Raw genomic sequence first — 22036 nt, forward strand, 5'->3', positions numbered from 1 at the left:
TATGGAGAATGAAATGCTGGAACGAGTAGAACAATTAGAAGAAAAGGTTAAGAGGTTAGAGGGAGAACTTGCAAGAACGGTGAAAGCTCGAAAAATAAGTACTGTTCGGATATTCGGGGAAGGGCTACTGTTTTTGATATTTGGTATGGTTGTAGTAGGGCCGATTATTGCCGTTGTAATCTCAATTTTTACTTGGCTTGCTGAAAAATAAAATAAAAATAAAAAGAACGCTTGTTCTGTACGAACAAACGTGCTATACTCTCCTTAGATAAACAAAACGGAAATGATTTTAAGGAGAGATAAATGATGAAAATGACAGTAGACCAAAGATTTATGATGCCAGCAGATGTTGTAGAGCGAGTAGAAGTATTACGAAACAAACAAAGCAAGCGTGGCACATTATTACAATCGGTAAACAAATTTTTCGGTTTAGATACGAAAGAAGATTGTGTTTGGTTTTACGGTTTTTATGGAGTGGCTGTAAGTATCTTGTTGTTTATGGTGTTCACTTCAAATATTTTCGATTTTCTCTTTGCGTAAGAAATATGCGATAAGGACATTGCTACCGAATACATATATAAGGAAGTAAGGTAATCTTCTAGAGCGGGAGTTGGTAGCAATGGCGATGTTTCCTATAGAGCGCAACTATATAGGATATGGAAGTTCACGACCGGGGATTCCTCTAACTAAAGTGAGATTTATTGTAAGCCATGATACGGGAAATCCTGGAAGCAATGCGATAGGAAATCGAGATTACTTTAATGAATTACAACCGAAAGCTTCGGCGCATACATTTATAGATGATAAAACAATATTGGAGATTATTCCTATAAATGAAGTTGCATATCATGTTCGATATGGTGTGCCGACGGATAATGACTTATACGGCTATGACGCGAATAAGGCGGCCATTGGAGTGGAACTTTGTTATGGCGGTGATGTTAACTTTTGGGAAGCATATAATCGTTTTACATGGTATCATGCGTATTTATGCCAAAATTTTGGCTTAAATCCGAAAAAAGATATCGTATCACATAAAACGCTTGATCCAGCTAGAAAGATTGATCCTGAGAATGTATTAGGGAAACAAGGTATTAAATTTCAGCAGTTTTTAGCAGATGTCTATCGGATGTACGTTTCGTTTAGATGACAAATATATGAAAAATGAATACAATAAAGATAGGTGCCTACTGCTGTAAGTAGGTTTTTTCTTGTTTTTATAAATAGTGTATTGGTAGAAGACTAGGAGTGGACGAGTATGCAGAAAGAAACAGTTATTATAATCGGAGGCGGTCCGTGCGGATTAGCGGCAGCGATTTCGTTGCAAAAGGTAGGGATAAATCCGTTAGTAATTGAAAAAGGAAACATTGTAAATGCCATTTATAATTATCCAACTCATCAAACATTTTTCTCTTCTAGTGAAAAATTAGAAATTGGTGATGTAGCTTTTATTACAGAAAATCGTAAGCCAGTTCGAAATCAAGCGCTTGCGTATTATCGTGAAGTAGTAAAACGTAAATCTGTACGTGTAAATGCTTTTGAGCGAGTGGAGAAAGTTCAAAACGATGGAGAAGTTTTTCAGGTTGAGACGACAAAGCGTGACGGAAGTAAAGAAATATATATAGCGAAATATATTGTTGTAGCAACTGGATATTATGATAATCCAAATTATATGAATGTTCCAGGTGAGGAATTGAAGAAAGTAGCTCACTATTTTAAAGAGGGGCATCCTTATTTTGATCGAGATGTAGTAGTTATAGGTGGGAAAAACTCGAGTGTAGATGCCGCGTTAGAACTTGTTAAAGCTGGTGCGCGTGTAACGGTACTGTATCGTGGAAGTGAGTATTCACCAAGCATAAAGCCTTGGATTTTGCCGGAATTTGAGGCGTTAGTACGAAACGACACAATTCAAATGCATTTCGGGGCTCATGTGAAAGAAATTACTGAGCATACATTAACGTTTACAGTTGATGGTGAAGATTTTACAATCCAAAATGATTTTGTATTTGCGATGACTGGTTATCATCCTGATCATAGCTTCTTAACAAAGATGGGTGTTAAGATTGATGAAGAAACAGGACGTCCAATTTATACAGAGGATAGAATGGAAACGAATGCTGAAAATATTTTCATTGCAGGTGTCATAGCTGCTGGAAATAATGCAAATGAAATATTTATCGAGAACGGTAGATTTCATGGAGATGCGATTGCACAAACTATTGCATCAAGAGAAAAATAAAAAGGAGCTGTCGGGAAAACCTCGACAGCTCCTTTTTATTCGTGCATAAACATATTTTGAATGGATTCATGAGAATTTGTATTCTCTAATGCGACAAGTAATTTAATGCGTGCTTTTTGTGCATTTAAGCCGTATGTGAATACAATGCCCATATCTTTTAAGTGTTTACCGCCACCTTCATACGAATATACGTCTTGAACGATACCGTTGAAACAGCGAGAAACTAATACGACAGGAATACCTTTATTTAATAATCGTTCTAGACTAGGAAGTGTTCTTGGAGGTAGATTACCTTGTCCAAGCGCTTCGATAACAATACCGTCTACAGGAAGATTTTCGATTGCTGCTAATAATGTATCATCCATGCCGGCATATGCTTTTAGAACAACTACATTTTTAGATACTTTGTTTATCGTATATGTTTCGTGATGTACTAAAGCGTGATGGAAGACAACACCGCGTTTTGTTACCATTCCAATTGGTCCATATTGTGGGCTTTGGAATGTTGCGACATTACTTGTATGTGTTTTCGTTACATTTGTAGCGCAATGAATTTCGTCGTTTAATACGACTAAAACACCTTTTTCTGCAGCTTCATCACAACTAGCAACTTTTACAGCTGATAAGAAGTTATATAGACCATCAGCACCTAACTCATTGCTAGAGCGCATTGCACCTGTCACAACAATCGGAATGGTTGCTTGTACTGTTAAATCTAAGAAATAAGCTGTTTCTTCTAATGTATCCGTACCATGCGTAATGACTACGCCATGAATGTTGTCTTGTTTTACTCTTTCATCAATGATGACTTGTAATTGTAACATTTCGCTCGGTGTCATATGAGGAGATGGTAGATGGAACACATCTTCAACGATTAAATCAACATCACCTTCTAAATCAGGAATGAATTTTAAAAGAGGATTTTTTTCACCTGGTTGTACGACCCCAGTTTCTTTATCTTCCTCCATTGCAATTGTTCCACCTGTGTGTAAAACTAGGATTCTTTTCAATGCTTATACCCCTTTCAAGTAAAAAAATACATTTAGAACATAACATGTTTTGAGTAAATTCGACAATGGAAATGTATAAAAGTATGCCTCGAAAATGACAATAAAATTAACTGCTATATGTACGATGTATAAAATCACGAAACGAAATGTGCAAATATAGTATAGGAGGGGGCAATTATGTTGAAAAAGATGGAGAGAATTTTTATTCGTATATTAATAATACAATTCATTTGTCTTTCTGTTGTACAATTGTTATTTATACATAAGTCATCAGTGAAATATTTATCTAAAATTGTTTATTACGAAGGTGTCATGGTAAAAAATAAAGCAGAAATCTTGCAGGTGAATAGGTAGTTTTCATTTTCTTCTATGAAGGATTATGCTACAATAATTGAGGATTTAATGACGTGAAGCAAATGAAAAGAAGCAGGGTGAACACCTGCTTTTCGTTTTGTTTTATAAGTGAAAAAATGAGGTGTTACAATGGATAAACGAATTTCAATTGCTATAGATGGTCCAGCAGCTGCTGGGAAAAGTACAGTGGCAAAAGTTGTTGCGAAGGAACTTTCTTACGTTTATATTGATACAGGCGCGATGTACCGTACGCTTACATATGCAGCCCTTGAACAAAAAGTAGATATTGAAAATGAAGAACAGTTAATGGAAGTTGTAAAGAATGTAAATATTGAATTTCAACAAGGAGAAAATACGCAGCTTGTATTTTTGAATGGACAAGATGTTTCTGAAGTAATCCGTACACCTGATGTGACGAATCGAGTATCTATTGTAGCGAAGCATCGCCTTGTTCGTGAAGAAATGGTACGTCGTCAGCAAGAGTTAGCGAAAAAAGGCGGCGTTGTAATGGACGGCCGTGATATTGGTACACATGTATTACCGGATGCTGAAGTGAAAATCTTTATGCTTGCTTCTGTTGAAGAAAGAGCGGAAAGAAGGCATTTAGAAAATTTAAATAAAGGTTTCGATTCTAATTTAGAGCAGCTAAAAGAAGAAATTGCTCAGCGTGATAAATTAGATTCAGAACGCGAAGTTTCTCCACTAAAAAAGGCTGATGATGCATTGGAATTAGATACGACTTCTTTATCAATTGAAGAAGTTGTCCAAAAAATTATGAGTATTGTTTCAGGAGTGTTTGCGAAATAAAGAAAGGGGATAATCCTCTTTCTTTTTTTGTTGAAATAGAAATGTAAAGGATACGTGAATTGTGAGTCTCTTTCCTTGACAAATGGGCTGATTTGTAAGAAGTTAGTTAAAGAGGAATAAAACTGTCAGAATATATTCGCTATTATATTTCAAAACATACTTTTTTCAAGCTGGTTTTGCTGTATACTATTTATATAGGTTTAATATATTTTCTTGTGAATGGTATTGAAAAAGAGTATGTGATGAGAAATTCTTAAACATGCAAATGAAAACTTTGTTTTCATTTCGTATATACATAAAAAATGCTTTGTCAATTCTGTAGGGAGGTATTTCCATGGTAGAGAAAATGAATGAAGAAGTTATGGATTCAAAAGAATTACAAGTTGGTGACGTTGTTACAGGTTCTGTAACGAAAGTTGAAGAGAAACAAGTGCTTGTAAATGTTGGATACAAAACAGATGGCGTAATTCCAATTAGTGAATTAGCTAACGTTCATATTGAAAAAGCAAGCGATGTTGTAGAATTAGATCAAACACTAGAGTTGAAAATTATTAAATTAGAAGAAGATGATCTTGTCTTATCTAAACGTGCTGTTGATGCAGAAAAAGCATGGGTAGAATTACAAGAGAAATTTACTTCTGGTCATGTATTTGATGTTACTGTAAAAGATATTGTGAATGGCGGATTAGTTGTGGACCTTGGTGTTCGCGGTTTTATTCCAGCTTCACTTGTAGAAGTACATTATGTAGAAGACTTTACTGACTATAAAGGTAAAACATTAGCGGTGAAAATTGTTGAATTAGACCGTGAAAAAAATCGTGTAATCCTTTCGCATAAAGCGGTAGTAGAATTAGAACTAGATTCTAAGAAAAAAGAAGCAATTTCTTCATTAAAAGAAGGTGACGTTGTTGAAGGAACAGTGCAACGATTAACTGACTTTGGTGCTTTCGTTAACGTTGGTGGCGTGGACGGTTTAGTTCACATTTCACAAATTTCACACGAACGTGTAGAGCAACCTTCTGAAGTATTAGAGCAAGGTCAAAAGGTTAAGGTAAAGGTGTTATCTGTTGATGCTGATACACAACGTATTTCTTTATCAATTAAAGCGGCTCAACCAGGACCTTGGGAAAACGTTGCTGGCGAAATAAAAGCTGGAGATATTCGTGAGGGAGTAGTAAAACGCCTTGTTACATTTGGTGCATTCGTTGAGATTTTACCTGGCGTTGAAGGACTTGTACACGTATCTCAAATTGCAAATCGTCACGTGAAAAACCCGAATGAAGTATTGGAAATGGGACAAGAAGTAAAAGTGAAAGTACTTGAAGTTCACGTAGCAGAGAAACGTATTTCTTTAAGTATAAAAGAAGCGCTTGAGGAAAATAATGTAATTGAAGATTATAGTCAGTATGAGCCAAATGCTGATTCTGCTACTTTCCAATTAAGTGATATTATTGGTGAACAACTGAAAAAATTAAAGAAATAATGAGGGGTACAAGTGGTAAGGGCAAAACGTAAATTAGATCATATTGAATACGCTCTTTCTACTGGTCAGTCTCGTACGCATGGCTTTCATGATATTGATTTTGTGCATCAAAGCTTGCCAAATTCAAATTATGACACAATAACATGTGAAACAAAAATCGGCGAACTTTCACTAAGTTCGCCGATTTTTATCAATGCGATGACTGGTGGCGGAGGAGAGAAAACGTTACATATTAATGAGCAATTAGCATATGTAGCGAAACAGCATAACCTTGCTATGGCTGTAGGGTCGCAAATGGCGGCGTTAAAAGATGAAAATGAGGCTGCTTCTTATAAGGTGATTAGAAAGGTAAACCCGAATGGTATTTTCTTTGCTAATTTAGGTAGTGAGGCAACTATCGAGCAGGCAGAGCGTGCCGTTGATATGATTGAAGCGAATGCATTGCAAATTCATTTAAATGTCATACAAGAGTTAACGATGCCAGAAGGAGACCGTGACTTTACTGGTGTACTTCAGCGCATAGAGAAAATTGTTTTAAATAGTAAAATTCCTGTCATTGTAAAAGAAGTTGGATTTGGGATGAGCAAGGAAACAATGCAACAGTTAGCGAACGTAGGTGTAACGGCAATTGATATTGGTGGGCAAGGTGGTACGAATTTTGCTGCTGTTGAAAATGAAAGAAGACAGCGAATGCTTTCTTATTTTAATAACTGGGGCATACAAACAGCAACCTCGATTATTGAAGCAACCTCTACAAATAATAACCTCTCTTTTATTGCATCAGGGGGTATACAGACAGCGCTTGACGTAGCGAAAGCAATCGCATTAGGGGCGAATACAACTGCGTTTGCTGGTTACTTTTTACGTATTTTAATGCAAGATGGTATCGAGAAATTAGTGGATGAAATTGAGCTTCTACATACAGATTTGAAATTTATTATGACAGCTCTTGGTGCGAAGACGATAGAAGAGTTGCAATCTGTACCTCTTGTTGTAAAAGGTGAAACATATCATTGGTTAATGCAGCGTGGTATTGATACTGCGCATTATAGTAGGAGATAAAAAATCAACCGTTCGGTTGATTTTTTTGTTTTGTTTTCTTTCTCGTAATATAAAATGGAATTGGTATTTTATAAAAATTGTAATTGAAAAAAGGTTAAAAAATGAAGATGATTAGTTACTAGATTTTTGGAGAGGGCTGGATTTTCTAAAGGAAATAGGTGGAGGTAAAAAAAGTGATAGGAGGATATAGTACACAAAATATTATTTCAATATAAATAAAAATCATTAAAATGATTATGTAAAAGACGGTTTCGTACAATATCGAAACCGTCTTTTTGTATTCATTAGTGCTGGTTTTGTTTTCGAGCCTGCTCTGGTGTATCAAGTCCAGTTGCACCTGGATATTGTAGTGATTGATCACGATCAGATTCAACGCGGCGTGATTCTCGTAGTTTTCGTTCTTGGCGATCTTTACCCATAATGAATAACACCTCCTTGTTAAAAGTGTTGCTGTTATAAGAAAAAACTATGCGTAAATAAAGTGGATTAACTTTCATAAAAAATTCCCATAATGGAAAACATAGGAGGTGAAGTAGATGGATGGAAGTACTTTTTATTTTATAGCTTGGATAGGGTGGGTTGTCGTAACCTTTTTTATGAAAAAGGACCATATTCGGTGGAAGTTAGGCGCTTGTATATTGATTTTTATAATTTGCTCTCCGTTACATGTAACGATCGCCTCATTCATGGTATCAGTAAATGCTCTTTTACTTTGTATTATTTCTTTTATAGGGATCGCGCTGTATTCTGTTTGGAAAAAATTATATAGCTTACTTTCGGCACTTATTATTGCGATGTTATATACAAGTTTTCATCTGTTAGAGATATATGATCCGATTTGGATTGTGGTGGATAGAGTGTTTCTGCTAAGTAGTGCTCTTGTGTATGCATCGGTGTTATTGCATGGGGATCGCATATTACGATTATGTTCCCTATATGTAGGGATGTTACAAGGAGAGTTGCTAGTGACATTTATTTTTCGGAAATTGAATTTTCCATATGATTACGGTAGTTTAGCATTTTTTGATATCGTCGCCGTTTCTACATTATTCATGGCAGTATTGTTTTGGATTGCAAAAGCATCAGTATACATGGAACAGTTTAAGAGAAAAACACGTAAAAGAAAGGCGAGGGTAATACATGACTGAATATACACCAGCCATTTTATGCGGCGTAATAGCGGGGACAGTTACAAGGGTGTTAATGCTTCGGACGGATACACGGCAATATCCGACGAGGCTACATGGAAAGATTATTCATATTGCAATGGGGTTAATTGCAGCAGCTTTAGGAGCGATTGCAATCCCATCTATTTTGAAAAAAGATTTTTCTGCCATTACATTTCTTACGTTAGCAGCGACACAATTTCGTGATGTACGTAATATGGAAAGAAATACACTTCAACAATTAGATGGATATGAGCTCGTACCGCGTGGAAATACGTACATTGAAGGGATTGCATTGGTTTTTGAAAGTCGCAACTATTTGGCGATGTTAACGTCGTTTGCAACGACGTTTGCGTATATAGGGTTCCGTTCATGGATTGCTGGAGTAATTATGGCTATAATCGCATTTTTTATTGCGAAAAAATTAATGTCTGGTAGAAGGCTCCATGACCTTGTAGATATTGAGCATGTTCCGCTGCGTTTTGAAGGAGCAGGGCTTTATATCGATAATATTTATATTATGAATATTGGATTGCCGGTGAGGCAAGAAGAGATTATGAAATATGGCATGGGGTTTATATTAAAACCGAAATCCATTGATGCGATGGTGACAATCTCAAATTTAGGGCAACGGCAAGCTATTTTACACGATGTTTCGGTGGCGTTAGGGATTTATAGAGATTCTGGTACACCAGCGCTTGTACCGTTAGCAAAGCGTGATTTAGAGGATGGCAGGGTTGGGATTTTTGTCTTACCGCAAGATCAAGATGCAGAGAAAGCGATAAGTGTCATAGGAAATGTACCAACGTTAGAAAGTGCTGTCCATATGTCATCGGAAGCCCCGAAAGGAAGGGGAGATAAGAGATGATGTTAGAAAGCGTTATCCTGGCAGTTATTACAACAGCGCCAGAAAAATTTGCAGGTGGTGCTCCTTTATTTGTTTGTGAGTCGATGGAGGAACTAGAATTTGTTGCAAATAATTTAGAGGCAATTTTAGATGGTATTGCGCATCGCTTACAAGAGAATGTATATATTATTGTGAAACATTAGGAACGTGTGTTATAATGTGAGGTGTTTTGATACGTTGAGAAATATTCTGGAATGCAAATCCCTTCTTGCACAAAGAAGGGTTTTTTACATAATAAACAGAAGCAAGTTGAAAGGATGAAAGTATATGCCGAAACCAGTAATAGCAATAGTAGGCCGCCCGAACGTAGGAAAATCTACTATTTTCAATAGAATAGTTGGAGAAAGAGTTTCAATCGTAGAAGATATCCCAGGTATAACTCGAGACCGTATTTATAGTGCGGGAGAATGGTTAAATCATGAGTTTAACATTATTGATACAGGTGGAATTGATATTGGAGACGAGCCGTTCTTGACACAAATTCGTCAACAGGCGGAAGTTGCGATTGATGAAGCAGATGTTATCATTTTTATGACGAATGGTCGCGATGGTGTAACTGCAGCGGATGAAGAAGTTGCTAAAATTTTGTATCGTTCTAAAAAACCAATTGTACTTGCGGTAAATAAAGTTGATAATCCAGAAATGCGTAGTGATATTTATGATTTTTATTCATTAGGATTTGGCGAGCCATTCCCGATTTCAGGTACACACGGTTTAGGACTTGGTGATTTGTTAGATGAAGCTGCAAATCATTTTCCAAAGATTGAAGAAGAAGCGTATGACGATGAAACAATCCGTTTCTCTTTAATTGGACGTCCAAACGTAGGGAAATCATCGCTTGTAAATGCACTTCTTGGTCAAGAACGTGTAATTGTAAGTAATATCGCAGGAACGACGCGTGATGCTGTCGATACACCATATAGTAAAGATGATCAAGATTATGTAATCATCGATACAGCTGGTATGCGTAAAAAAGGAAAAGTATATGAAAGTACAGAAAAGTATAGTGTACTTCGTGCACTTAGAGCGATTGAACGTTCTGACGTTGTTTTAGTTGTTTTAGACGGAGAAGAAGGAATTATTGAGCAAGATAAAAAAATCGCTGGATATGCTCATGATTCAGGACGAGCTGTTATTATCGTTGTAAACAAATGGGATGCAGTGAAAAAAGATGAAAAAACAATGAAAGCATTTGAAGAAAACATTCGTGCTCATTTCCAATTCTTGGATTATGCACCGATTGTATTCTTATCTGCAAAAACGAAAAAACGTACACAAACGTTATTACCGGTTATCAATGAGGTAAATGAAAGCCATAGTATCCGTGTACAAACAAACGTATTAAACGATGTAATTATGGATGCGGTAGCGATGAATCCAACACCGACTCATAATGGTAGCCGTCTGAAAATCTTCTATGCGACACAGGTTGCGGTAAAACCACCGACATTTGTTGTGTTTGTAAACGATACAGAATTAATGCACTTTTCATATGAGCGCTTCTTAAAGAATCGTTTACGTGAAGCGTTCGGTTTTGTAGGAACGCCGATTCACATTATTGCTCGAGCAAGAGACTAATGGAGAGGATGTGATTTTATGACAAAAATCACAGTAGTAGGAGCAGGTAGCTGGGGAACAGCGTTAGCGATGGTATTAGCTGACAATGGACATGATGTACGTATTTGGGGAAATCGCTCAGAACTTATGGATGAAATGAATACGAAACATGAGAATAGTCGATATCTCCCAGGCATTACATTGCCAAGCACAATCGTAGCCTACTCTTCTTTAGAAGAAGCATTAGTAGATGTAAATACAGTACTGCTAGTAGTACCGACGAAAGCGTACAGAGATGTATTACAAGAGATGAAAGAAATTGTTACAGAACCGATTACTTGGATTCATGCGAGTAAAGGGATTGAACCTGGTACGTCAAAACGTATTTCGGAAGTAATCGAGGAAGAAATTCCAGAGAACTTAATTAAAGATGTTGTTGTATTGTCTGGACCGAGTCATGCTGAAGAAGTTGGTTTACGACAAGCGACAACAGTTACGTCTGCAGCAAAGCGTATGGAAGCGGCTGAGGAAGTACAAGATTTATTTATGAATAGTTATTTCCGTGTATACACAAATCCAGATATCGTTGGAGTTGAACTTGGTGGTGCGTTAAAAAATATTATCGCATTAGCTGCTGGTATAACTGATGGTCTTGGATTAGGTGATAATGCAAAAGCGGCATTGATGACACGTGGTTTAACAGAGATTGCTCGTTTAGGAAGAAAAATGGGCGGGAATCCGTTAACGTTTGCTGGTCTAACTGGTATGGGAGACTTAATTGTAACTTGTACAAGTGTTCATAGCCGAAATTGGCGCGCTGGAAATATGCTTGGAAAAGGACATTCTTTAGAAGAAGTGTTAGAAAGCATGGGTATGGTTGTGGAAGGTGTAAGAACAACGAAAGCTGCTCATGAATTGGCAGAGAAAATGGAAGTTGAAATGCCGATTACAGCTGCTTTATATGACGTGCTGTTCAATGGGAATAACGTAAAAGATGCGGTAGGCTCATTAATGGGACGTGTTCGAAAACATGAAGTGGAAGCTATACCTGACTTACTGTAAAGAAAAGCGACAGAAGTACATTTGTACTTCTGTCGCTTTTTTATTTTATGGGTCTTTTCACCATTTATTTATTTTTGCATAGGATGAAGAGTAACTTGAGGAGAGGGTGAAAAGAATGGATAATAACATTTTTAATAATATTGAGAAGGAAGCGAAAGTAAATAAAGAGGATATTTTTAAATTAGCATCATCCGTGCAAAATGCGAATTTACGTGATGAAACTGTACTTCGTCAATTGATTCATCAAGTGGCTCTTATGGCGGGACGTGAAGTGCCGAAAGAGCAAGAGGATCAAATTGTAAAAGCAATTATTAATAATAATATGCCAGCGGATTTTGGCTCGTTAAGCAAAATGTTTAAAAAATAAATTATGAGAAACAAAGAGTTTGTAGATTGCATATGATAGCCATGAAAGAATGGGAATAGAGCTGTTTTTGGGCATATTTGGTCAACCGAAGCGAGAGATATAATCGCTTCGGTTTTATTTTTATCTAGATTGGTGGAAGATGCTGAAAAACCTATTGATTAAAGTTACATATTTGCGATTTGTAGTAAAATGTTCTTTTTGTATTTGTTTAAAGATTTTAATTTGTTAAAATAGTATAAAAATAGATTAATAAAAAGGGGTGTGTATATGTCAGAAGGGCTTATGAAAATGTGGTTGGCTTTAGGGGCAATTGGATTTATGTTTTTTGCAGTAAGTTTTATTTTATTAAGTAGACATAAAATAAAGAATAAATTTTTGAAAGGGATTACAGCGTTAGTAGCGTACACCCTTATGGTTGTGTCAGGAATTGTTATTTTTCTTGTTGTATTTAGTGGACCTGTACAACAGTAAATGGAATGGTCTCGAAAATACTACATACGGAGCAAGTTATATTAGTATGAAAAGGTGATGCTAGTGAAAAAAGTCCATATTATTTTAATATTTTGTTGTATGAGCCTTTTAACGGGGTGTCTGTATCCGAAAGAAAATATGAAGCAAAATGCGGTTCCTTATGAAGATCAGCTACAGGTTGTTCAAAAAGCTGTTGTGACATTTAAGGAGCAAAATGATGGGATATTGCCAATTAAGACGAGGGATATGAGTACACCTATTTATCAAAAGTATCCAATCGATTTTCAACAGATTGCTCCGCGTTACATACAAGAAGCGCCAGGGAATGCATATGAAAGTGGAGGAGTATATCAATACGTATTAATAGACGTTGAAACAAATCCAACAGTAAAGTTAATTGATGTTAGGATGGCTGAACAAATTCAGGAATTATCTTTAAAACTTAGGATGTATCGTGATGAACATCAATATCCACCTTTTAAAAAAGTAATTTCAGATGGTGTATATGAATTGGATTTCAAAAAACTAGGATATAAAGATGTGCCACAAGTGACAAGTCCATATTCTGGTAAAGGGCTTCCTTTTGTAATTAATGAAAAAGGAGAAGTTTTTGTTGATTATAGAATCGACTTATATGACGCTTTGAAAAAAAATGAAGGGCAGTTTACGGAGGGAGAAGATATTCGAAATATACTTTCGAAAGGTTCCCCGTTTGTACCAGCTTATTCTTTACCGTACACAGTAAAGAACGGAGAACCAATTTTTTTAAAATCATAAGTCATGAACCTTTCTTTTAGTGAATAAGTTCTAGAAGAAAGGTTTTTTATGTTATACAACTTACGATGCAAACAAAAGATATTTTTTAATAGTCATATGAAATTGGACAAAATTATATGATATATTGTCCGAACTTCTAGAATACCATTATATTATATCAGATATTATAGGCAACGTTAGAGAAGGTATTAGTTGACTATAAACGCGGAATTATTCCCAAAAATTTTGAGGGAGGGAATCACTTGGAAAAGGTAGATATTTTTAAAGATATTGCAGAACGAACAGGCGGTGATATTTATTTTGGAGTTGTAGGAGCTGTTCGAACAGGGAAATCAACATTCATTAAAAAATTTATGGAACTTGTAGTTATTCCAAATATTGAGAATGAGTCTGACCGTCAAAGAGCGCAGGATGAATTGCCTCAAAGTGCTGCTGGTCGTACAATTATGACGACGGAACCGAAGTTTGTTCCAAACCAAGCGGTTTCTATCGAAGTAGATGAAGGACTTGAAGTGAACATTCGATTAGTAGATTGTGTTGGATATACGGTTCCAGGAGCGAAGGGCTATGAAGATGAGAATGGCCCGCGCATGATTAATACCCCTTGGTATGAAGAACCTATTCCATTCCATGAAGCTGCAGAAATCGGCACGCGTAAAGTAATTCAAGAACATTCAACAATTGGTGTTGTAATTACAACAGATGGAACAATTGGTGAAATTCCAAGAAGAGATTATATAGAGGCAGAAGAACGCGTTGTAAATGAGTTGAAAGAAGTAGGAAAACCTTTCATTATGATAATTAATACGGTACAGCCGTATCATCCAGATACAGAGCAATTACGCCAAAGTTTATCAGAAGAATATGATATCCCGGTTATTGCAATGAGTGTGGAGAGTTTAAGAGAAACAGATGTATATAATGTACTTCGTGAAGCGCTATTTGAATTCCCTGTATTAGAAGTGAATGTGAACCTTCCGAGCTGGGTAATGGTGCTAAATGAAGGGCATTGGTTGCGTCAAAGTTATCAAGAAGCAGTTCAAGAAACTGTGAAGGATATAAAACGTCTTCGTGATGTGGATCGCGTTGTTTGGCAGTTTAGTCAATATGAATTTATTGATCGAGCGAGCCTAGCTGGCATTGATATGGGGCAAGGTGTGGCGGAGATTGATTTATATGCGCCAGATGAATTATATGATCAGATTTTAAAAGAAGTAGTAGGAGTAGAAATTCGAGGGAAAGATCATTTATTGAAGCTTATGCTCGATTTATCTCATGCGAAAATAGAATACGACCAAGTGGCAGATGCATTGCGTATGGTTAAGCAAACAGGATATGGTGTAGCAGCCCCTGCGCTAGCGGATATGAGCTTAGATGAGCCAGAAATTATTCGTCATGGTTCAAGGTTTGGTGTGAAGTTAAAAGCGGTAGCGCCATCTATTCATATGATTAAAGTAGATGTAGAGTCAACGTTTGAGCCGATCATTGGTACTGAAAAGCAAAGTGAAGAATTAGTTCGTTATTTAATGCAAGATTTTGAAGATGACCCGTTATCAATTTGGAATTCTGATATATTTGGACGTTCGCTTAGCTCGATTGTTCGAGAAGGAATTCAGGCGAAATTATCTTTAATGCCAGAAAATGCTAGATATAAATTAAAAGAAACGCTAGAAAGAATTATTAATGAAGGATCTGGCGGATTAATTGCGATTATACTATAAGAAAAATCCCTCTCACTGTAGAGGGATTTTTTGTTTTTTCGATTATAAAATAGAAAAATAAACAGTCATTATCTAATACATTGTTGTAAATTGTCAAGTTTCATCAGATTTTCACATTTTCAGAGTAACAATTTCCTTAAAAATATTGAATTATAAAGGAGAATCGTATAATATAGGCGTTGATAATGATTTATCTACATCTTTGTAGTATAGAATTTGTAAAAATTGCCTACAAATGAAAGTAAGACTCATTTTATGATCATTATACAGTCTTATCTTTGGGAGGAGGTGAATGGCATGAACAAGACAGATTTAATCAATGCTGTTGCAGAAGCAAGTTCCCTTTCTAAAAAGGACGCAACAAAAGCAGTAGACGCTGTTTTTGATTCTATCTTAGAAGCTTTAAAACAAGGTGATAAAGTACAACTGATCGGATTCGGTAACTTCGAAGTTCGTGAGCGTGCGGCTCGTAAAGGTCGTAACCCACAAACAGGTGAGGAGATTGAAATCGCTGCAAGTAAAGTACCTGCATTCAAACCTGGTAAAGCGTTAAAAGATGCGGTTAAATAATCCTTACATATTAACAGGGAAGAAGAGTTTCCTTTTTGGGAACTCTTCTTTTTGCTTTTAAAAACATAAATATGCTAGAATGTGTTCGTATCACTTTTAGGTTTTCGGGAGGGCTAGCGGATGGCAAAAGTTAATTTAGAACAAATTGAACATGCAGTACGCCTTATTTTAGAGGCGATTGGGGATGATCCAAATCGTGAGGGAGTACTTGATACGCCAAAGCGTGTTGCAAAAATGTACGCAGAAGTGTTCTCAGGTATGCATGAAGATCCGAAAGAGCATTTGCATAAAGTATTCGGAGAAGATCACGAAGAGCTTGTACTAGTAAAAGATATACCATTTTATTCGATGTGTGAGCATCATTTAGTTCCATTCTATGGAGTTGCTCACGTTGCATATATTCCGCAAGGTGGAAAGGTGACAGGGTTAAGTAAATTAGCTCGTACTGTAGATACAATTGCACGTCGTCCACAACTGCAAGAACGTATTACATCAACAGTAGCCAACTCTATTATGGAAGTACTAGAGCCTCATGGTGTAATGGTAGTAGTAGAAGCAGAACATATGTGTATGACGATGCGTGGTGTGAAAAAACCAGGTGCGAAAACAGTAACGACAGCAGTGCGTGGTGTGCTTGAAAATGATGCTGCAGCGCGCAGTGAAATTTTATCGTTTATTAAAGCGAAGTAAAGAAAAGCGGGAAACTGCTTTTCTTTTTTTTTTTAGTAAATAAATGATATAGTTTTAGCTAGACAGAGTGAGATTAGAAAGATTGCTTACATGAATGGTAGGTGTAGCCAAGTTTTGGTTATAGAAAATAGAGTGTATGTGTTATAATAAGTTTTATGAATTAGAAAACAAGGGTGATTTTTTGTGTGTGACATCTACGGAGGGTATGCGGGTATAAAAGAGAAATTGATGGAGAAATTACGCCATCCTTATTTTATAAACTATATTGAAGAACCATTTATTGATGAAGAAAAGATAGCATTGTTATATGGTGCTTTAAAGAGTGCAAACTTACATATAGAACAAATTGAGCATTACGTAGTAACAATTATGCTTGTACAAATTGCGCTTGATACGCATGAAAGGGTATCAAATAAAGCAGGCGAGGAAGAGATTGAATTCCATAAATGTCGTCAATTAACAGTACTTGCAGGCGATTACTATAGTGGACTATATTATTATTTATTGTCTATGAATCGTGATATTGTTTTAATTCGTGCACTTGCTGAAGGAATTAAAGAGATAAATGAACACAAAATTATGTTATACCAAAAAGCGCATGAAACGACGGATGACATAATGAAAAGCGTAGTAACGATTGAGTCTGCGCTCCTTCAAAAAACATGTGATCATTTTCATTTATCACATTGGAAGCCATTTATCACATACGTATTAGGTGGAAATCGCCTTCAAAAAGAAATTCAATTGTATGCTGATAAACAACATTCACCTGTTTTTCAAGCGGTGCAAGATGCTTTAGGGGATAAAGCAGAAGTAGTGATTAATGGTTGGATGATGGAATTGAGAAAGAAAGAAAAACAATTTTTAGAAAATCACACAGACGTAAGTGAAATAAATTCTGTGTTAAGGGATAAATAGAAGACATAAGCAATTTTACATTGGAAGAAGGTACGAGCATGCAACAATCAAAAGAAGAAAGAGTACATGACGTATTTGAAAAGATTTCTGATAAATACGATGTGATGAATTCTGTAATTAGTTTTCAAAGACATAAAGCGTGGCGTAAAGAAACGATGCGAATTATGGATGTACAACCTGGCAGTAAAGCGCTTGATGTATGCTGCGGAACCGCAGATTGGACAATTGCGCTAGCTGGAGCGGTAGGTGAGCAAGGAAAGGTTGTTGGCTTAGACTTCAGTGAAAATATGTTATCTGTCGGTAAGCAAAAGGTAGAGGCGTTACAATTAAAACAAGTAGAACTTCTACATGGGAATGCAATGGAGCTTCCATTTGAAGATAATACGTTTGATTATGTAACAATTGGGTTTGGTTTACGTAACGTACCGGATTATATGCACGTATTAAAAGAAATGACGCGTGTAGTAAAACCAGGTGGAAAAGTAATCTGTTTAGAAACATCTCAACCAACAATGATTGGTTTTCGACAAGGGTATATTTTATACTTTAAATATATCATGCCGTTATTTGGAAAGATGTTTGCGAAAAGTTATAAAGAATATTCATGGCTTCAAGAATCTGCTAGTGCATTCCCAGGGATGAAAGAATTGGCCCAAATGTTTGAGCAAGCTGGACTTGAACGTGTGCAAGTGAAACCATTTACTTTTGGGGTAGCAGCGATGCATTTAGGTATTAAACCAGAATCAAAATAGAAAAAAGAAAAAAGAAAAAAGAAGTTTTAGGTTAAGGTGAACAATATGAAGTTACAACTTATGTACTCTTTTTTACGATCGGATATTAATGTGATAGAAAAAGAATTAAAAAAGACAGTTGCTTCTGAACAACCATTAGTAGAAGAGGCAGCATTACAACTTATTGAAGCTGGTGGGAAGCGAATTCGTCCTGTATTTGTGTTGCTTGCAGGGAAATTTGGAGATTATAAGTTAGATGCGATTAAGCATGTTGCTGTTGCGTTAGAGCTTATTCATATGGCTTCTCTTGTTCACGATGATGTTATTGATGCTGCATTTTTACGACGCGGCAGTGCGACTGTGAATGCGAAATGGGGAGATCGTATTGCGATGTATACAGGGGACTATTTGTTCGCTAAGTCTCTTGAATGTATAACAAATATCGAAATCCCAGAGGCGCATCAAGCGTTATCACATACTATTTTAGAAGTCTGTAAAGGTGAAATTGAACAAATTAAAGATAAATACAATTATGACCAAAATTTAAGAACGTATTTAAGAAGAATAAAGCGAAAAACAGCATTATTAATTGCCGCGAGTTGTCAATTGGGAGCGATTGCTGCTGGTGCTAATCGTGATACAGTAAATCGTCTATTTTGGTATGGATATTTTGTAGGAATGTCTTATCAAATTATTGATGACATTTTAGACTTCGTTTCCACAGAAGAGAAACTTGGAAAACCTGCTGGTGGAGATTTATTACAAGGAAACATAACGCTCCCTGCTTTATATGCGATGGAAGATCCAGTACTTCGTCAAAAAATCACATCTGTACATGAAAATACAACAGCAAGTGAAATGCAAGAAATTATTGATGCTGTAAAAAATAGTCCAGCAATTGATCAAGCATTTGCGTTTAGTGAACGTTATTTACATAAAGCTTTAGAAATAATAAAACCACTCCCACGTGGAAAAGCAAAGTATGCATTACAAAATGTTGCAAAGTATATTGGAAAACGAAAATTTTAATGTTTATTCTAAAAAATAAAATAATCTCTCTATTTCAAAACTATTGCACAATTGTGATAAGGGTGATAATATGTGTGTGGGGATATACAATTACATACATAATTCAGAAGTGGAGAGATTTTTTATGGAAAAAACATTTCTAATGGTAAAACCAGACGGTGTACAACGTGCCTTCATTGGGGAAATTGTAGCTCGTTTTGAGAAAAAAGGCTTTCAATTAGTTGGTGCAAAATTAATGCAAGTCACTCCGGAAATTGCTGGACAACACTACGCTGAGCATAAGGAAAAACCTTTCTTTGGTGAGTTAGTAGACTTTATTACATCTGGACCTGTATTCGCAATGGTATGGCAAGGTGAAGGTGTAGTAGATACAGCGCGTAACATGATGGGGAAAACAAGACCACATGAAGCAGCTCCTGGAACAATTCGTGGAGATTTCGGTGTAACTGTTGCGAAAAATATTATTCATGGTTCTGATTCTTTAGAAAGCGCAGAGCGCGAGATTGCTATTTTCTTTAAAGAAGAAGAATTAGTTGACTACTCAAAATTAATGAATGAATGGATTTACTAATTATTTTGAAATAATTTGTAAACGCTTTAATCACTGTGATAATAGTAAAAAGTGCAAGGAGAATAGGGGTATTCTTTTTGCACTTTTTTTATTTTCAATTAGTTACGAAGTTTGAGCTGTTATGATATATTGATATTTAAATTAGGCCTATCGGAAATATAGAATAAGAAAATGGTCGATTTATGATATAATTTCTTTAATATTTTTAGAATGATAAAAGTTAATATAGTGAGATAAATACATATACGAAAAGAGGAATAACGTATGCGATATATTACAGCTGGTGAATCTCATGGTCCGCAACTTACAACGATTATAGAAGGTGTTCCAGCAGGATTGTCTTTAGTAGCGGATGATATAAACGAAGAGTTAGCTAGAAGGCAAAAGGGATATGGGCGTGGTAGACGCATGCAAATTGAAACGGATCAAGTGCAAATTTTAAGTGGTGTTAGACATGGAGAAACATTAGGTTCCCCTATTGCACTCGTTGTTGAAAATCGTGATTTTGCCCATTGGACAAAAATTATGGGGGCAGAGCCTTTAACTGAGCAGGAAGAAAAAGAGATAAAAAGGAAAGTGACAAAACCAAGGCCTGGGCATGCTGATTTAAATGGTGCAATTAAATATGGTCATAGAGATATGAGGAATGTACTGGAACGTTCGTCAGCGCGCGAAACGACGGTGCGTGTTGCTGCTGGTGCGGTTGCTAAAAAGGTGTTAGCAGAACTTGGTATTAAAGTGGCGGGCCATGTAATTGAAATTGGCGGTGTACAAGCTAAGGAGGTTACGTATAGTTCAATTGAAGAATTAAAGAGTATTACAGAAGCATCTCCTGTACGTTGCTTAGATGACGAAGCTGGTAACCAAATGATGAAAGCGATTGATGATGCGAAAGCAAATGGTGATTCAATTGGTGGAATCGTTGAAGTAATTGTGGAAGGAATGCCAATTGGAGTAGGTAGCTACGTGCATTATGATCGAAAACTGGATGCGAAATTAGCAGCTGCAATTATGAGTATTAATGCTTTTAAAGGTGTCGAGATTGGAATTGGTTTTGAAGCAGCGCATAGACCGGGAAGTGAAGTTCATGATGAAATTCTATGGAATGAGGAGCATGGATATACAAGAAGAACAAATAATGCAGGTGGATTAGAAGGCGGTATGACGACTGGAATGCCAATTGTTGTGCGCGGTGTGATGAAACCGATACCTACACTTTATAAACCTCTTCAAAGTGTAGATATTGATACGAAAGAGCCTTTTACAGCGAGCATTGAACGTTCAGATAGTTGTGCAGTGCCAGCAGCTAGTGTCGTTGCAGAAGCGGTTGTGGCTTGGGAATTAGCAACAGCTTTAATAGAACAATTCGGATTAGATCGTATGGAACTAATTCGTGAAAATATTGAGAAACATAATGAATATGCGAGGGGATTTTAATGGGAAACATACATATTCAAACGAAATCAAAAGAATATGATGTACATGTTGGTAAAGAAGCGTTGTCAAACTTAACAATGATCGTTCAAAATATGCAGCCAGCTGTATCTAACGTAATGATCATTTCAGATGAAGCTGTTGCATCACTACATTTACAGACAGTTATCGATGCATTACAAGTGGAGCAGGACGTGTTTTCATTTGTTGTACCAAGTGGCGAAAAAGAGAAGTCTTTCGAAAATTTCTATGCGGCTCATACGTCAGCTCTTGAAAATAAATTAGATAGAAATTCTTTAATTCTTGCACTTGGAGGCGGAATGATTGGAGATTTAGCTGGTTTTGTTGCTGCATCTTTTATGCGGGGTATTCGCTTTGTGCAGGTTCCGACGACTTTATTAGCGCACGATAGCGCAGTAGGTGGGAAAGTAGCGATTAATCATCCGTTAGGTAAAAATATGATTGGTGCATTCCATCAGCCAGAAGCGGTTGTATATCATACACCGTTTTTACAGTCTCTTCCTGAAAAAGAGTGGCGTTCAGGTTATGCAGAGGTGATAAAGCATGCTCTTATTGGTGATGTGGAGCTATATCATTGGTTAAAAGAAGAAGTGCAAACATTAGCGGATCTTCGTGATGAGAAGTTAATCCATATATTAACGAAGGCGATTCCTGTAAAGGCAAATGTTGTGTCACAAGATGAAACAGAGAAGGGTGTACGTGCCCATTTGAACTTTGGACATACGTTAGGACATGCTCTTGAAAAAGAGCTAGGGTATGGGAATATTACTCACGGTGACGGCGTAGCGGTTGGAATGTTATTCGCCATATTTTTAAGTGAGCAAGTGTACAAGGTTGATCTTGCTTATGAAGATATGAAGCAGTGGTTCTTGAAATACGGCTATCCAAAAATGCCAAGAGATTTGAATGTAGAGCGCCTCGTTCAATTGATGAAACAAGATAAGAAAGCAAATGCAGGAGCAATTCATATGGTGCTTATGCAGGAATATGGGGTAGTGAATGTCGTATCTATTTCAGATGAGACTGTTCATATTGCGTTAGAGGCATTTCAAAAAGATATGGTTTAAAATGATAGCGAAGTGTTGTGAA

At 36.5% G+C, this 22036-nt stretch carries 27 protein-coding genes; 25 read left to right on the plus strand and 2 right to left on the minus strand.

Annotated features, from left to right (window positions below):
• Position 1 precedes the first annotated feature (1 nt).
• The 4 genes from QCI81_RS21685 to QCI81_RS21700 all read left to right on the plus strand — a co-directional run bounded on the left by QCI81_RS21685 (position 2) and on the right by QCI81_RS21700 (position 2239).
• Positions 2 to 211 carry a hypothetical protein gene (locus QCI81_RS21685; RefSeq protein ID WP_000426766.1) on the plus strand — a complete coding sequence of 70 codons (210 nt, stop codon included), beginning with the start codon at positions 2 to 4 and terminating at the stop codon, positions 209 to 211.
• A gap of 92 nt (positions 212 to 303) precedes the next feature.
• Positions 304 to 540, plus strand: coding sequence for a DUF3961 domain-containing protein (locus QCI81_RS21690; RefSeq protein ID WP_001983018.1), 237 nt, complete (start codon positions 304 to 306; stop codon positions 538 to 540).
• A 79-nt stretch (positions 541 to 619) separates the two neighbouring features.
• Entirely contained in the window at positions 620 to 1150 is a 531-nt protein-coding gene (locus QCI81_RS21695) for a peptidoglycan recognition protein family protein (RefSeq protein WP_001240655.1), read from the plus strand.
• Between the two features lie 108 nt (positions 1151 to 1258).
• Positions 1259 to 2239, plus strand: coding sequence for a YpdA family putative bacillithiol disulfide reductase (locus QCI81_RS21700; RefSeq protein ID WP_001168518.1), 981 nt, complete (start codon positions 1259 to 1261; stop codon positions 2237 to 2239).
• A 35-nt stretch (positions 2240 to 2274) separates the two neighbouring features.
• On the opposite strand, the gene ansA is transcribed toward QCI81_RS21700, so the two are convergent.
• Positions 2275 to 3249, minus strand: a complete 975-nt coding sequence (ansA, locus tag QCI81_RS21705) for an asparaginase (RefSeq protein WP_000822009.1) — start codon at positions 3247 to 3249, stop codon at positions 2275 to 2277.
• Between the two features lie 180 nt (positions 3250 to 3429).
• On the opposite strand from ansA, the gene QCI81_RS21710 reads away from it, so the two are divergent.
• The 4 genes from QCI81_RS21710 (at position 3430) to QCI81_RS21725 (ending at position 6955) form a co-directional block, all read left to right on the plus strand.
• A complete protein-coding gene (locus QCI81_RS21710) occupies positions 3430 to 3603 on the plus strand; it encodes a YpfB family protein (protein WP_023521499.1) in 174 nt (57 codons plus the stop codon).
• A 129-nt stretch (positions 3604 to 3732) separates the two neighbouring features.
• Complete coding sequence (gene cmk, locus QCI81_RS21715) at positions 3733 to 4410, plus strand: (d)CMP kinase (protein WP_000361252.1); 678 nt, start codon at positions 3733 to 3735, stop codon at positions 4408 to 4410.
• Between the two features lie 334 nt (positions 4411 to 4744).
• On the plus strand, positions 4745 to 5893 hold the full coding sequence (rpsA, locus tag QCI81_RS21720; RefSeq protein ID WP_000229558.1) for a 30S ribosomal protein S1: 1149 nt from the start codon (positions 4745 to 4747) through the stop codon (positions 5891 to 5893).
• A gap of 12 nt (positions 5894 to 5905) precedes the next feature.
• A complete protein-coding gene (locus tag QCI81_RS21725) occupies positions 5906 to 6955 on the plus strand; it encodes a type 2 isopentenyl-diphosphate Delta-isomerase (RefSeq protein WP_000251040.1) in 1050 nt (349 codons plus the stop codon).
• Positions 6956 to 7239: 284 nt separating this feature from the next.
• Here the strand turns inward: QCI81_RS21725 and QCI81_RS21730 are convergent, their stop codons facing one another.
• The gene (locus QCI81_RS21730) at positions 7240 to 7374 is read right to left on the minus strand and encodes a YpzI family protein (protein WP_000513900.1); all 135 of its coding nucleotides are present in this window, start codon (positions 7372 to 7374) and stop codon (positions 7240 to 7242) included.
• Positions 7375 to 7491: 117 nt separating this feature from the next.
• On the opposite strand from QCI81_RS21730, the gene QCI81_RS21735 reads away from it, so the two are divergent.
• From QCI81_RS21735 to aroB, 17 genes are all read left to right on the plus strand, one after another.
• A complete protein-coding gene (locus tag QCI81_RS21735; protein WP_002093921.1) occupies positions 7492 to 8103 on the plus strand; it encodes a YphA family membrane protein in 612 nt (203 codons plus the stop codon).
• Positions 8096 to 8989: a YIEGIA family protein gene (locus QCI81_RS21740; protein WP_000141599.1), complete on the plus strand. Its 894-nt coding sequence runs from the start codon at positions 8096 to 8098 to the stop codon at positions 8987 to 8989. Before QCI81_RS21735 ends, QCI81_RS21740 begins: the two co-directional genes overlap by 8 nt.
• Positions 8986 to 9171 (plus strand): capping complex subunit for YIEGIA, encoded by a 186-nt coding sequence (locus QCI81_RS21745; protein WP_000979048.1) that lies wholly within the window; start codon positions 8986 to 8988, stop codon positions 9169 to 9171. Before QCI81_RS21740 ends, QCI81_RS21745 begins: the two co-directional genes overlap by 4 nt.
• A 124-nt stretch (positions 9172 to 9295) precedes the next feature.
• Positions 9296 to 10606, plus strand: a complete 1311-nt coding sequence (gene der, locus QCI81_RS21750; protein WP_001125890.1) for a ribosome biogenesis GTPase Der — start codon at positions 9296 to 9298, stop codon at positions 10604 to 10606.
• 18 nt (positions 10607 to 10624) lie between these two features.
• Positions 10625 to 11647: an NAD(P)H-dependent glycerol-3-phosphate dehydrogenase gene (locus QCI81_RS21755; RefSeq protein ID WP_000161783.1), complete on the plus strand. Its 1023-nt coding sequence runs from the start codon at positions 10625 to 10627 to the stop codon at positions 11645 to 11647.
• Positions 11648 to 11762: 115 nt separating this feature from the next.
• Positions 11763 to 12014 carry a stage VI sporulation protein F gene (locus QCI81_RS21760; RefSeq protein WP_000369753.1) on the plus strand — a complete coding sequence of 84 codons (252 nt, stop codon included), beginning with the start codon at positions 11763 to 11765 and terminating at the stop codon, positions 12012 to 12014.
• Between the two features lie 267 nt (positions 12015 to 12281).
• Positions 12282 to 12485: a DUF2768 domain-containing protein gene (locus tag QCI81_RS21765; protein WP_001289005.1), complete on the plus strand. Its 204-nt coding sequence runs from the start codon at positions 12282 to 12284 to the stop codon at positions 12483 to 12485.
• A 63-nt stretch (positions 12486 to 12548) separates the two neighbouring features.
• Entirely contained in the window at positions 12549 to 13262 is a 714-nt protein-coding gene (locus tag QCI81_RS21770; protein ID WP_000755480.1) for a hypothetical protein, read from the plus strand.
• 242 nt (positions 13263 to 13504) lie between these two features.
• The gene (spoIVA, locus tag QCI81_RS21775) at positions 13505 to 14983 is read left to right on the plus strand and encodes a stage IV sporulation protein A (RefSeq protein WP_000416519.1); all 1479 of its coding nucleotides are present in this window, start codon (positions 13505 to 13507) and stop codon (positions 14981 to 14983) included.
• A 297-nt stretch (positions 14984 to 15280) separates the two neighbouring features.
• Entirely contained in the window at positions 15281 to 15553 is a 273-nt protein-coding gene (locus QCI81_RS21780; protein ID WP_001043860.1) for an HU family DNA-binding protein, read from the plus strand.
• 120 nt (positions 15554 to 15673) lie between these two features.
• Positions 15674 to 16243 (plus strand): GTP cyclohydrolase I FolE, encoded by a 570-nt coding sequence (gene folE, locus QCI81_RS21785; RefSeq protein WP_001151481.1) that lies wholly within the window; start codon positions 15674 to 15676, stop codon positions 16241 to 16243.
• Positions 16244 to 16426: 183 nt separating this feature from the next.
• Entirely contained in the window at positions 16427 to 17161 is a 735-nt protein-coding gene (locus QCI81_RS21790) for a heptaprenyl diphosphate synthase component 1 (protein ID WP_000332853.1), read from the plus strand.
• Positions 17162 to 17199: 38 nt separating this feature from the next.
• Positions 17200 to 17913 carry a 2-heptaprenyl-1,4-naphthoquinone methyltransferase gene (gene menG, locus QCI81_RS21795; RefSeq protein WP_001187668.1) on the plus strand — a complete coding sequence of 238 codons (714 nt, stop codon included), beginning with the start codon at positions 17200 to 17202 and terminating at the stop codon, positions 17911 to 17913.
• 45 nt (positions 17914 to 17958) lie between these two features.
• Positions 17959 to 18921: a heptaprenyl diphosphate synthase component II gene (gene hepT, locus QCI81_RS21800; protein WP_000776079.1), complete on the plus strand. Its 963-nt coding sequence runs from the start codon at positions 17959 to 17961 to the stop codon at positions 18919 to 18921.
• Positions 18922 to 19045: 124 nt separating this feature from the next.
• Positions 19046 to 19492, plus strand: a complete 447-nt coding sequence (gene ndk / locus QCI81_RS21805; RefSeq protein ID WP_000415883.1) for a nucleoside-diphosphate kinase — start codon at positions 19046 to 19048, stop codon at positions 19490 to 19492.
• 264 nt (positions 19493 to 19756) lie between these two features.
• Positions 19757 to 20929, plus strand: a complete 1173-nt coding sequence (gene aroC / locus QCI81_RS21810) for a chorismate synthase (protein ID WP_001269379.1) — start codon at positions 19757 to 19759, stop codon at positions 20927 to 20929.
• On the plus strand, positions 20929 to 22014 hold the full coding sequence (gene aroB, locus QCI81_RS21815) for a 3-dehydroquinate synthase (protein ID WP_000526809.1): 1086 nt from the start codon (positions 20929 to 20931) through the stop codon (positions 22012 to 22014). Before aroC ends, aroB begins: the two co-directional genes overlap by 1 nt.
• Positions 22015 to 22036: the final 22 nt, after the last annotated feature.

This window comes from Bacillus cereus group sp. MG20 (genome assembly GCF_040459885.1).
Taxonomy (GTDB): Bacteria; Bacillota; Bacilli; order Bacillales; family Bacillaceae_G; genus Bacillus_A; species Bacillus_A cereus.

What these genes read in the sequence shown, in the direction of transcription:
- QCI81_RS21735 (WP_002093921.1), top strand. Translation starts at nt 7,492, where the DNA reads ATGGATGGAAGTACTTTTTATTTTATAGCTTGGATAGGGTGGGTTGTC.
- QCI81_RS21730 (WP_000513900.1), bottom strand. Translation starts at nt 7,374, where the DNA reads ATGGGTAAAGATCGCCAAGAACGAAAACTACGAGAATCACGCCGCGTT.
- cmk (WP_000361252.1), top strand. Translation starts at nt 3,733, where the DNA reads ATGGATAAACGAATTTCAATTGCTATAGATGGTCCAGCAGCTGCTGGG.
- QCI81_RS21765 (WP_001289005.1), top strand. Translation starts at nt 12,282, where the DNA reads ATGTCAGAAGGGCTTATGAAAATGTGGTTGGCTTTAGGGGCAATTGGA.
- ndk (WP_000415883.1), top strand. Translation starts at nt 19,046, where the DNA reads ATGGAAAAAACATTTCTAATGGTAAAACCAGACGGTGTACAACGTGCC.
- QCI81_RS21755 (WP_000161783.1), top strand. Translation starts at nt 10,625, where the DNA reads ATGACAAAAATCACAGTAGTAGGAGCAGGTAGCTGGGGAACAGCGTTA.
- hepT (WP_000776079.1), top strand. Translation starts at nt 17,959, where the DNA reads ATGAAGTTACAACTTATGTACTCTTTTTTACGATCGGATATTAATGTG.
- folE (WP_001151481.1), top strand. Translation starts at nt 15,674, where the DNA reads ATGGCAAAAGTTAATTTAGAACAAATTGAACATGCAGTACGCCTTATT.
- rpsA (WP_000229558.1), top strand. Translation starts at nt 4,745, where the DNA reads ATGGTAGAGAAAATGAATGAAGAAGTTATGGATTCAAAAGAATTACAA.
- menG (WP_001187668.1), top strand. Translation starts at nt 17,200, where the DNA reads ATGCAACAATCAAAAGAAGAAAGAGTACATGACGTATTTGAAAAGATT.
- QCI81_RS21685 (WP_000426766.1), top strand. Translation starts at nt 2, where the DNA reads ATGGAGAATGAAATGCTGGAACGAGTAGAACAATTAGAAGAAAAGGTT.
- QCI81_RS21740 (WP_000141599.1), top strand. Translation starts at nt 8,096, where the DNA reads ATGACTGAATATACACCAGCCATTTTATGCGGCGTAATAGCGGGGACA.
- QCI81_RS21690 (WP_001983018.1), top strand. Translation starts at nt 304, where the DNA reads ATGATGAAAATGACAGTAGACCAAAGATTTATGATGCCAGCAGATGTT.
- QCI81_RS21760 (WP_000369753.1), top strand. Translation starts at nt 11,763, where the DNA reads ATGGATAATAACATTTTTAATAATATTGAGAAGGAAGCGAAAGTAAAT.
- QCI81_RS21745 (WP_000979048.1), top strand. Translation starts at nt 8,986, where the DNA reads ATGATGTTAGAAAGCGTTATCCTGGCAGTTATTACAACAGCGCCAGAA.
- QCI81_RS21700 (WP_001168518.1), top strand. Translation starts at nt 1,259, where the DNA reads ATGCAGAAAGAAACAGTTATTATAATCGGAGGCGGTCCGTGCGGATTA.
- der (WP_001125890.1), top strand. Translation starts at nt 9,296, where the DNA reads ATGCCGAAACCAGTAATAGCAATAGTAGGCCGCCCGAACGTAGGAAAA.
- aroC (WP_001269379.1), top strand. Translation starts at nt 19,757, where the DNA reads ATGCGATATATTACAGCTGGTGAATCTCATGGTCCGCAACTTACAACG.
- aroB (WP_000526809.1), top strand. Translation starts at nt 20,929, where the DNA reads ATGGGAAACATACATATTCAAACGAAATCAAAAGAATATGATGTACAT.
- QCI81_RS21695 (WP_001240655.1), top strand. Translation starts at nt 620, where the DNA reads ATGGCGATGTTTCCTATAGAGCGCAACTATATAGGATATGGAAGTTCA.
- QCI81_RS21780 (WP_001043860.1), top strand. Translation starts at nt 15,281, where the DNA reads ATGAACAAGACAGATTTAATCAATGCTGTTGCAGAAGCAAGTTCCCTT.